This is a genomic window from Mucilaginibacter sp. (assembly GCF_028288105.1).
In the GTDB taxonomy this organism is placed as follows: domain Bacteria; phylum Bacteroidota; class Bacteroidia; order Sphingobacteriales; family Sphingobacteriaceae; genus Mucilaginibacter.
On record NZ_JAQBOI010000216.1, the window covers coordinates 1 to 2,544 of the forward strand.

Below are 2,544 nucleotides of genomic sequence, written 5' to 3' on the forward strand. Positions count from 1 at the left end.
TTTCCCTTTATTTTATCAGGATCAAGGAAATACATCAATAACTTAATGTAGTAATCGTACTCCTTGCGGCGCATGGTATCCAGGTGTACTATATCTTCAAAAAGCCAATCCTGTGCCTTGGAGGGTACTACTTTACCCAGCCCGCTATCAGGGCTATGTACCAGGAGTACACGCAGGTTACCAATTTCAGAAGTTACGTCTATCTTAAAATCCTTGTCATTAAGTATCATAAATGGTTATAAAGAGATAACAAATCTATTGTTTTTTAATTTGGGTTCATAGTTGATAGTTAATGGATCATAGTTAAATAGCCAATATTTGCCCCAGTTTAACATGTTTTTGAAAAAGACTATGAACTATGAACCATGAACCATTTACTATTATTAATTTTGCGCGATGGATTTTATTATTGAGGCTGTTGTTAAGGCCATAAAGGATTTATACCAAACCGATATTACTGCTAAAGATGTTAACCTGCAGGAAACTCGCAAGGAGTTTGAAGGGCAGGTTACCCTGGTTACCTTCCCCTATACAAAAGTATCGCGCAAAGGACCCGAGCAAACCGGCACCGAAATAGGCGAATACCTGCAAAACGCATTGCCGCAAATAGCCGCTTTTAATGTGGTTAAAGGCTTTTTAAATATATCTATTACTGATAGTTACTGGCTTGATCAGTTGCGTACGGATATCCTGTCGGATGATTTCGCGGTAGCAAAACCTAATGGCAAAAAGGTAATGGTAGAGTATTCATCTCCCAATACCAATAAGCCATTACATTTAGGGCACATCCGTAACAACCTGTTAGGTTTTTCGCTGGCAGAGATACTGGGTGCAGCAGGGTATGAGGTGATCAAGGCTAATTTAGTGAACGACAGGGGGATACATATCTGTAAAAGCATGGTGGCCTGGCGCGAATTTGGCCAGGGCGAAACACCAGAAAGCAGTGGTTTAAAAGGTGATCACCTTGCCGGTAAGTACTACGTGTGGTTTGATAAAGCCTACAAGCAACAAATACAGGAACTGATTGAAGAAGGCCAAACCGAAGATGAAGCCAAAAAGAATGCTCCGCTGATAAAAGAAGCTCAACAAATGCTTTTACAATGGGAGGCAGGTGATGAAGCGGTTATCAGCCTATGGAAAACAATGAACGGTTGGGTGTACGAAGGCTTTGCTGTTACCTACAAAACACTTGGCGTAAGTTTTGATAAATACTACTACGAAAGCAACACCTATTTATTAGGCAAAGATATTGTGGAAGAAGGCCTTGCAAAAGGTGTGTTCTTTAAAAAAGAGGATGGCTCTGTTTGGATTGACCTGACCGAGGATGGCCTTGATCAGAAATTGGTTTTACGTGCCGATGGAACATCTGTTTATATCACCCAGGATTTGGGTACCGCCCAGTTAAAGTACGATGATTTTAAGATGGACGAATCCATCTATGTAGTTGGCAACGAGCAGGATTACCACTTCAAAGTGCTGTTCCTGATACTGCAAAAGCTGGGTAAAAGCTGGGCGCAGGGCTTGTACCACCTGTCGTACGGAATGGTAGACCTGCCATCGGGCAAAATGAAATCCCGTGAGGGCACTGTTGTTGATGCCGACGATTTAATGGCAGATATGTTTAACACCGCTGCCGAAACTACCGAAGCCATGGGCAAAGTAGATGGCTTTAGCGAAGAAGATAAGAACAAGCTGTACCGCACCATAGGTATGGGCGCTTTGAAATACTTCCTGCTGAAGGTAGATCCTAAAAAACGACTTTTATTTGATCCCAAAGAATCTATAGATTTTCAGGGGCATACCGGGCCGTTCATACAATACACGCATGCACGTATCAAATCGGTATTAAGCAGGGCTAATTATACCGCCGCAAGCAGTACCAATGATGTGGCCGAACTGGATGGTATAGAGCGCGACCTAATCGTAACCCTTACCAAGTTCCCGGAAACAATAGCAGAAGCAGCGGCAGGGCACAGCCCCGCGGTTATAGCCAACTATGTTTACGAGCTGGCTAAAAATTATAATAAATTCTATCACGAAAAATCGATCCTGCAGGCCGAAGAAGAACGCTTAAAACAATTCAGGTTGCAGCTTTCGGCAGCATCGGCAAAAGTTATCAGCAAAGCCATGGGCCTGCTGGGAATTGATGTACCGGAGCGTATGTAGTTTGCAGTTATCAGTATGCAGTTAGCAGTTAAACTATTCCATAAAACTGCTAACTGCAAATTGCCTACTGCAAACTGAGTTACCTTCTCCAATGTCCTCTTCGCCAGGCGTAACCTCGTTGGCCACGTACCCAGTTGCCTTGTACATATACACGGTTGGCACGTGGGCGGGTATAGTAACCATTCATATAAACGTATCTGTTGCCGCGGTAAACCCATTCGCCGGGTACCCAGTAAGCGCCGGCATAAGGAGCAACCGGGCGGGTATAAACAGGCTCGACGGGTTGGTCGGCCACATAATAATCACTTGCGCATGATGACAGGAATAGCGAACCCGCTAAAGCACCTATCATTCCAATTTTTGATAGTGTTCTCATCT

General features: G+C 43.7%; 2 protein-coding genes and 1 pseudogene. 1 reads left to right on the forward strand and 2 read right to left on the reverse strand.

Annotated elements, in window-relative coordinates; genetic code table 11:
- Nucleotides 1–230, reverse strand: a pseudogene (locus JWQ85_RS14760) (amidinotransferase); the annotation flags it as partial.
- A gap of 166 nt (nt 231–396) precedes the next feature.
- Between JWQ85_RS14760 and argS the strand changes: the two are divergent.
- Entirely contained in the window at nt 397–2,166 is a 1,770-nt protein-coding gene (gene argS, locus JWQ85_RS14765; protein WP_299469274.1) for an arginine--tRNA ligase, read from the forward strand.
- Nucleotides 2,167–2,245: 79 nt separating this feature from the next.
- Here the strand turns inward: argS and JWQ85_RS14770 are convergent.
- Nucleotides 2,246–2,544: hypothetical protein (locus JWQ85_RS14770; RefSeq protein WP_299469276.1), on the reverse strand; the 299-nt coding region annotated here is incomplete at its 5' end.